Below are 7,847 nucleotides of genomic sequence, written 5' to 3' on the forward strand. Positions count from 1 at the left end.
CTAATTATCGACAATTTTATATTGCTCGGTAATGCTAATAAGAGCAGCGTGGTGAACGGTTATCAGTGGTATGCATCAAGTTTGCTGAATTTACAGCAACTTATACTTACCAAGGATTCTTATGACTGACATCTTATCTGCAATCGCCGCTGAAAACGGCATCATCGAAAGCACTGACACTCCAAATACTGATAACAGTACTCAAGCGGCTGCTACTGACGCCACTGAAGAAAACAAAATCACTTTTACTGATCTTGGCATTGCTAAGCCAATTCTTACTGCGCTTGATCGCAGTGGCTATACCAACCCAACCCCTATTCAAGAACAAGCCATTCCTTTTGCTCTAGCCGGTCGTGACCTTTTATTGTCAGCGCAAACGGGTAGTGGTAAAACAGCGGCTTTTGTTATCCCTGTACTTGACCGTTTGAGCCGTGCCACTAGCTTTGACAAACTAACCAAAGCACTTATCCTAACGCCAACGCGTGAACTTGCTCAGCAAGTACATGACAGCGTTCGCACTTATTCTAAAGACATGCGTGGTCTATTTTGTGTACCACTAGTTGGCGGCGCACCATACAACGGTCAGATCACTGCTTTGAAAAAGGGCGTTCAAGTAATCGTTGCAACTCCTGGTCGTCTACTTGACCATATCAATGCGGGTCGCGTTGATTTGTCAAACCTAGAAGTATTGGTACTTGATGAAGCTGACCGTATGCTAGACATGGGTTTTGCTGATGATATTAGTGACATCCTTCGTGCAGCGCCAATCGATCGTCAAACGATCATGTGTTCAGCAACTTGGGATGGCCCAGTAGGTAAAATCGCTGCCAGCTTCACTAAAAATCCTGAGCGCGTATCAATCAAAGTAGAATCTGCACACATCGAAGAAAAAGTGTACTACTGTGATGATTTTGATCACAAAAACCGTTTACTTGACAAAATCGTTTGCCAGCAAGATATGGAACAAATCATTATCTTTGCTGCTACCAAACGTAGCACTGAGAAATTGGCTAAGCAGCTACAAGAAGCGGGCCATAAAGCAAGCTTCCTACATGGTGACTTGCCACAGAGCAAGCGTAACCGTATCGTTCAAGACTTGCGTAATGGTAAAGTAAAAATTCTAGTAGCGACTGACGTTGCTGCACGTGGTCTAGACATCCCAGCTATCTCGCACGTTATCAACTATGACTTGCCACGTCAGACTGAAGATTACGTCCATCGTATCGGTCGTTGTGGTCGTGCTGGTCGTACTGGTGTTGCTATCAGCCTATGTAGCATGGATGATCGTCCACAGCTTAACGCTATCAACCGTTATCTAGATCGCAAAATGGAAGTATGTATCATCGAAGGTATGGAGCCTAAGAAAACTTACGTACCTAGCGAAAACAAAGGTAATGGTCGTGGCCGTGGTCGCGGTCGTTCTAATGGCGGTGGCGGTCAAGGCCGTGGTCGTTCAGGCGGTGGCTATGCTGGTAAATCTAGCGGTGGTGGTCAAGGTCGTGGTCGTTCAAGCGACAGCGCTCCAACTGGTCAACGCGCTAGCAACGACAGCGGTTATCAAGGTAAGCCACGTGACACGTCAGGCAAACCAAATGAGCGTTCAGGTGGCAAGCCGTATCAAGGCAAGCGCACTGGTGGCCCAAGCCGCGGTGATAGCAATGGCGTTCCACGTGGTGAGCGTGCTGCAACTGGTCGTGGTCGTCCAAGCGGCAGCCAAGGTCGTCCAGCTGGTCGTTCTGACAGCCGTGGCCAAGGTCGTCCAAACGGCGGCAACCGTGGTAACAACTCGTAATACAGCTATATTTGACGATTTAAATCATTGATTTATTAATCGTCTAAAGATAGCACTAAAAAAGCCAGATACTTGTTATCTGGCTTTTTTGCGTTTACCTGCTTTATATTGCTCAATAACGGGCGTATGACGTTACGTGTCTAGCCGTTCCCTTGCTATTCATTCCGTCAAATACTACTTAGCAAATCCTAGCTAATAGTCGATGGCTGCTTGCAGGAGTTTTTTGCCTTGTCTATACTGATTTACTTTTGCCCGTTGTAAATCTTGGAGCGCCTTGATGCAAGCCACCTCAAACTTAGCAATCGATAATTTGCCATTAGCCTTTGGCATTATCATGGCCATTATTGGTCTGGTTTTTTATACCCAAGGCTTGCCGGGTAAGTTTTGGCGTCGGTTTTATGCCATATTGCCTGGTATTGTGCTTTGCTGCTTTATACCAGCAACTCTAAATAGTTTAGGCGTGTTTGCCGATGGCGTTGGTTCGCAGATTTATGGCTTTACTGCGACTTATTTGCTGCCAGCAAGTTTGCTGTTGATGACCTTATCCATGGATGTACCTAAAATATTGGGCTTAGGCTGGAAAGCGATTGCGATGTTTTTTGCTGCCAGTATTGCTATCGTCATCAGTGGTCCGATCAGTTTGGGAGTCGCTAAGTGGATATCGCCTGCGATGTTTACCGATGATACGTTATGGCGTGGGTTCTCGGCCGTAGCGGGCAGCTGGATAGGCGGCGCGGCTAACCAAGCAGCGATGAAGGAGCTATTTGGAGTCAGTGATGATTTGTTTGGTATGATGATTTTGGTCGATACCACCAATGCATCACTGTGGCTGCTAGCTATCTTGGTCATGGCAAAACACAGCGACAAGATAGACCGCTTTTTGCGCGCTGATACCAGTAGTATTGATAAAGTAGTCAAAGCAGTCGAGAGTTATGAGCGTGATCATGCCCGCCCAGCAACCATCAATGATTTGATGGTGATGTTTGGCTTATGCTTTGCCATGGTCGGGGTCGCACACTTTATCGGTGGCCAGATTGCAGAGTTCTTTGCGCCTTATAGCTGGGCCGTTCAGTATAGCTTTGCCAGTTCGTTCTTTTGGATGGTGGTAATTATTACCCTAATAGGCGTTATATTTTCATTCACTAAGATTCGCAGGTTAGATCATGTTGGCGCCTCAAAAATCGGCACAGTATTTATCTTTGTATTAATCGCCGCAATCGGTATGCAAATCAATCTGGCTGGTATCGTCTCACAGTGGCGACTATTGCTTATCGGTTTACTATGGATGAGCATCCATGTCGTTATCATATTTGCTGTCGCTAGAATCATTCGTGCGCCATTTTTCTTTTTGGCAGTTGGCTCTAATGCCAATACAGGCGGTGCATCGTCAGCCCCGATTGTCGCTACTGCCTTTCATCCATCACTGGCGCCTGTCGGAGTGTTTTTGGGTATTTTAGGTTACGCAGTAGGGACATTTGGTGGTTATATCAGCACCCAACTGATGCGCTTGGTTGTGTCTTAATGTCTAAGTTACCACTCTTTTAATAGCATTTCTTGCTAAACAAAACCCGCGTTGATGCGGGTTTTTTATTATTAATGATTGGGTGACTTGAGTTATCATTTTGTCTATCTATGCTATTGATACGTAAGCCCAGCCATGGCCACGCATGAGTACGTGTTAACCTTTCTATTAATTAAATAAAGAAAACTAATTAAGTAAAGAAAAATAGGCCCGTTAGGAATAAACAACGATTCGATAGGAACAATAACGTTATGGCGAACTCAAAAAAATTAGAAGAAAAAACAAGTAAAACAAACACAGTGAGAAATGCCCTTTATAACCCTGATCAAGACAATATTCAGGTCAGAGGCGCACGTGTACATAACTTAAAGAACGTTGATGTTGATTTACCTCGCAATGCATTAGTGGTCTTCACCGGTATCTCCGGCTCAGGGAAGTCGTCATTAGCATTTGGTACGTTGTTTGCCGAGTCACAACGCCGCTATCTTGATTCGGTATCCCCTTATGCGAGACGGCTGATCGATCAGGTTGATGAGCCAGATGTTGATTCTATAGAAGGGTTACCACCAGCAGTCGCCTTGCAGCAGAAGCGAGGTACGCCTTCAGTGCGCTCGTCCGTGGGTAGCGTGACGACGATATCTAATGGTCTGCGCATGCTGTACTCACGCGCAGGGGAGTATCCTGCCGATCTAGAGATTCTATACGCAGATGCATTTTCTCCCAATACGCCAGACGGTGCTTGTCCGACTTGCTCAGGTATCGGCCGTGTCTTTGAGGTCACTGAAGAGCTGCTGGTGCCAGACAATACCAAGACCATCCGTGAGCGGGCAATTGCAGCTTGGCCACCAGCATGGCAAGGTCAAAACCTCAGCCGTATATTGACTACATTAGGCTATGATATCGATAAACCATGGCACACACTGCCGAAAAAGACGCGTGATTGGATTTTGTTTACAGATGATACGCCAACAGTACCTGTCTATCCTGAATACAACATTGAGCAAACGCGTGATGCGATAGAAAAAGGCGAAAAGCCAAACTATATGGGTACTTTTACCAGTGCCAAAAACTTCATCTTGCACTCTTTTGCCACCACTCAGAGCCCGCGTACCAAAAAACGTGTCTCGCAGTTTATGCAGATATCTGAGTGTCCTGAATGTCACGGTAAAAAACTAAAGAAAGAATCGCTATCGGTTAAGTTTGCAGGACTCGATATCGGTGAGCTATCACAGTTAACACTGACTGAAATGGCACAAAAACTGGAAACAACCGCTCGTACCAAGGTAGCCGATAACACACCAAACCGCGAAAAAGCCATCGTTGCCCAGCGTATCGCCAGTGATATTCTCTCTCGTGTTGAAGCGCTGACAAGGTTAGGGTTAGGATATCTCTCACTTGAGCGTACCACACCGACACTCTCTCCTGGTGAATTACAGCGATTACGATTGGCCACTCAAATTCGCTCGCAGCTATTTGGCGTGGTGTATGTCCTTGATGAGCCATCGTCTGGTCTGCATCCTGCTGATACTCAAGCATTGCTAGGGGCATTGGATGAGCTAATCGCAGCTGGGAATTCAGTGTTTGTTGTTGAGCATGATGTTAGTGTCATCAGACATGCTGATTGGATAGTCGATGTCGGGCCAAAGGCAGGCACGCATGGTGGCGAGATTGTCTATAGTGGCCCTGTAGATGGACTTCGTAAAGTTACGCAGTCGCATACTGGTCAATATCTATTTGCCAATGCTACGTCTAACGCACAGTCAAAATCTAGTACAAGGCAGCCGACAAATTGGCTCAAGCTTGCCAACATTGAGCGAAATAACATCACAGGATTAGACGTTGATTTTCCGCTTGGGGTGATGACCAGCGTCACAGGGGTCTCGGGCTCAGGAAAATCAAGCCTTGTCAGTCAAGCATTGGTAGAGCTTATCAATGAAGCATTGGGTCAAAAGACAGTCACAGAAGCGCCTATTGGTGAAGCGGATTTGTTAGAGCAAGAGCTTGAGTCAGTAACTGGCGGTGAAATTGTCGCTGGCATGGAGCATGTCCGCCGTCTTATTAATATCAATCAAAAAGCAATTGGGCGTACACCGCGCTCCAACTTGGCAACCTATACGGGTCTGTTTGATGATGTGCGGAAGATTTTTGCGGCGACTAAGCAAGCAAAATCTCATGGCTATGATGCTGGCAGATTCTCCTTTAACACGACCAAAGGCCGCTGCCCAAATTGCGAAGGCTTAGGGTTTGTCAGCGTTGAGCTGTTGTTTCTACCAAGCGTTTATGCACCTTGTCAGGTATGTCATGGCCAACGCTATGACGAGGAAACGCTAGCAATCACTTATCGAGACAAAAACATCGCTGAAGTATTAAACTTAACGGTTGAAGCGGCTCATGAGTTTTTTGTTGATGAAGCACCTATTTTGCGTGCATTAGAGGCATTGCTACAAGTTGGACTTGGTTACTTACGTCTGGGTCAGCCTGCCACCGAATTGTCGGGTGGCGAAGCACAGCGTATTAAACTTGCCACCGAGCTGCAGCGTGTGCAACGAGGCGACACGCTATACATCTTAGATGAACCAACCACAGGCCTACACCCTGCTGATGTGTCTATGCTTATGACGCAGTTAAATGGTCTCGTCGCTGCGGGCAATACCGTTATTATGGTTGAACATGATATGCAGGTGGCGAGCAATAGTGACTGGATCATTGATATCGGACCAGGGGCAGGGGATGCGGGCGGGGTAATCGTCGCTCAAGGTACGCCATATGACGTTGCCCAATCAAAAGACAGTCGTACTGCAGCGTTTTTATTGGTGTAATGGCGCTATATTTACATCAGTACATGTTACTGATGTAAAAATGAGTATTAGGGCGTGTCCTCAATTCAATCGATAGTTATCTAAATGGGTTAAAAATGGCTAAATCTTGCCAAACGGCGTCAAATAGCTGACTAATATCTCGATATTATCTGCGCTATTTTCCTTGTTTGACTGCCATTTATCTCATTTTTATCACCATTTTTAAAATGAGGACACGCCCTAGAAATAGAATTTTTCTAATACTCGTTTTTTTATAAATATAAATAAATATCTATGCAGGTGTCTCTTGCTGCACTTGTAAACGTTCAATTCTAGCTAGATAACTGTGTCCTAGCTCTGGCTCTGCCGAGGCTATCCAAGCGGCATATCCTGACAACGTATTTAAAGTCTCATCAGCGCGTAATGTGCCGCCTGACTCTAAGTTATGAACGGCTGCTCGTAACATTTTTTTGATTTGACGAGATACCCTAGGTACGCCTTGTCCATTGACCACCATGCCTGTCACTTGTTGCTGGTTGCCTTTACGAATCACGCGCGTTTTATCATTATTTAATGCAAAACCTTCTTCACGTAATATTTTATGGACTGAGCCGAGCAGTTGCCCGATCAGCTTGTTGTGCTGCGTATCGGCTTGTTTTTTTGCGGTGCTGGTCGTGGCTTTAATCGTTGTTTTAGCCTTCGATTTGGGTTTGGTGTCTTCAATAGCGGGCACACTAAAGGTCAAGTCATCGGCATAACGGCTATAACGTAGGCCCAACTTTTCTGCCAATCCTGTCAAGCGTCGATCCAGATTTAGGCAAACGATGTTCGTTAATGCCGGGCTGGTCGGCGCGCCTTGTGGCAAGGCTCTATCGCCTAATGCCACATAGTAGGTAACGCCATCTTGCTGCACCACCTGTCTGGGCGACTCTGTACAGAGTAATGCCAGTAATGTCGCAATTTGTTCTGGGTAGCCAGCATGACGAAAGACCCCTTTGACACGGCGCCAGCTCACGCTAGGAAAGAAATCTTTGACATCTAGCTTAATAAGCAGCTCACTATTGCTATGTACTGCCGCGTTGGTCACGATGGATTTTCCGCGTACAAAGCCATGGGCGGCACCATGCGTCGTTAAGTTATTCAAAATATTATGCAAAATCCAGCGTTGTACAAACTTCAAACGTGGTCTCGGCGACCATATTTGACGTGCTGTCCCATTTCGTTTGGCAATAGTAAAATGCGAATAAGACAGATTGGTAGCGACCTCTCTTTGATAGCACAACCCTTTTAATTGCGGGATGCTAAGGTTCACCGCTTCTGCTAGTTCACTGTGTTTACTTAACAGCGGTAGTTTGTTTTCAATCAGTCGATTGGCCGCGTCTTTTACGTCCCACTTATCGGTACTGGTATCGTCCGTCCAATATACATGACGACCAAGATAAACCATGTGATGCGCTTTGTATGCTTGCCAAGCAGCTTTTTTGAGACTTTTTTCTTCAGCTGCTTCCTTTTTTAAGGCTTTCTTATAGCGCTCACGTTCTTTTGGGCTCATGTTATCGACAGGCTGACGATCGACCATAAAGCCTTGGCTGACCAGCTGCTGCTGTACGTATTGGTAACGGCCGCCTGCCAGCTCAATCTCTTGCCATAATTGTTGCCACTGACGCTCAAAAGGAGTGGGTGCTGGCTCAGGACTGATGTAATCGTTATGGTTGGCTGTGTGTGTGGTCATACA

General features: G+C 46.1%; 4 protein-coding genes. 3 read left to right on the top strand and 1 reads right to left on the bottom strand.

The features are described 5' to 3' along the window. Positions 1–121 precede the first annotated feature (121 nt). The 3 genes from JMX96_RS10360 to uvrA all read left to right on the top strand — a co-directional run bounded on the left by JMX96_RS10360 (position 122) and on the right by uvrA (position 6,133). Positions 122–1,792: a DEAD/DEAH box helicase gene (locus JMX96_RS10360; protein WP_201568937.1), complete on the top strand. Its 1,671-nt coding sequence runs from the start codon at positions 122–124 to the stop codon at positions 1,790–1,792. Positions 1,793–2,069: 277 nt separating this feature from the next. Further along, complete coding sequence (locus tag JMX96_RS10365) at positions 2,070–3,314, top strand: DUF819 domain-containing protein (RefSeq protein WP_201568938.1); 1,245 nt, start codon at positions 2,070–2,072, stop codon at positions 3,312–3,314. Positions 3,315–3,565: 251 nt separating this feature from the next. Continuing rightward, positions 3,566–6,133, top strand: a complete 2,568-nt coding sequence (uvrA, locus tag JMX96_RS10370) for an excinuclease ABC subunit UvrA (RefSeq protein ID WP_201568939.1) — start codon at positions 3,566–3,568, stop codon at positions 6,131–6,133. A 271-nt stretch (positions 6,134–6,404) separates the two neighbouring features. Here uvrA and JMX96_RS10375 read toward each other — a convergent pair whose 3' ends face one another. Continuing rightward, positions 6,405–7,844 carry a reverse transcriptase family protein gene (locus JMX96_RS10375; RefSeq protein WP_201568940.1) on the bottom strand — a complete coding sequence of 480 codons (1,440 nt, stop codon included), beginning with the start codon at positions 7,842–7,844 and terminating at the stop codon, positions 6,405–6,407. Between the last annotated feature and the right edge of the window lie 3 nt (positions 7,845–7,847).

Origin of the sequence: Psychrobacter sp. JCM 18900 (assembly GCF_904846625.1) — a bacterium.
GTDB lineage: Bacteria > Pseudomonadota > Gammaproteobacteria > Pseudomonadales > Moraxellaceae > Psychrobacter.

Coding starts and splice junctions, on each gene's coding strand:
- JMX96_RS10360 (WP_201568937.1), top strand. CDS start 122: ATGACTGACATCTTATCTGCAATCGCCGCTGAAAACGGCATCATCGAA.
- JMX96_RS10365 (WP_201568938.1), top strand. CDS start 2,070: ATGCAAGCCACCTCAAACTTAGCAATCGATAATTTGCCATTAGCCTTT.
- uvrA (WP_201568939.1), top strand. CDS start 3,566: ATGGCGAACTCAAAAAAATTAGAAGAAAAAACAAGTAAAACAAACACA.
- JMX96_RS10375 (WP_201568940.1), bottom strand. CDS start 7,844: ATGACCACACACACAGCCAACCATAACGATTACATCAGTCCTGAGCCA.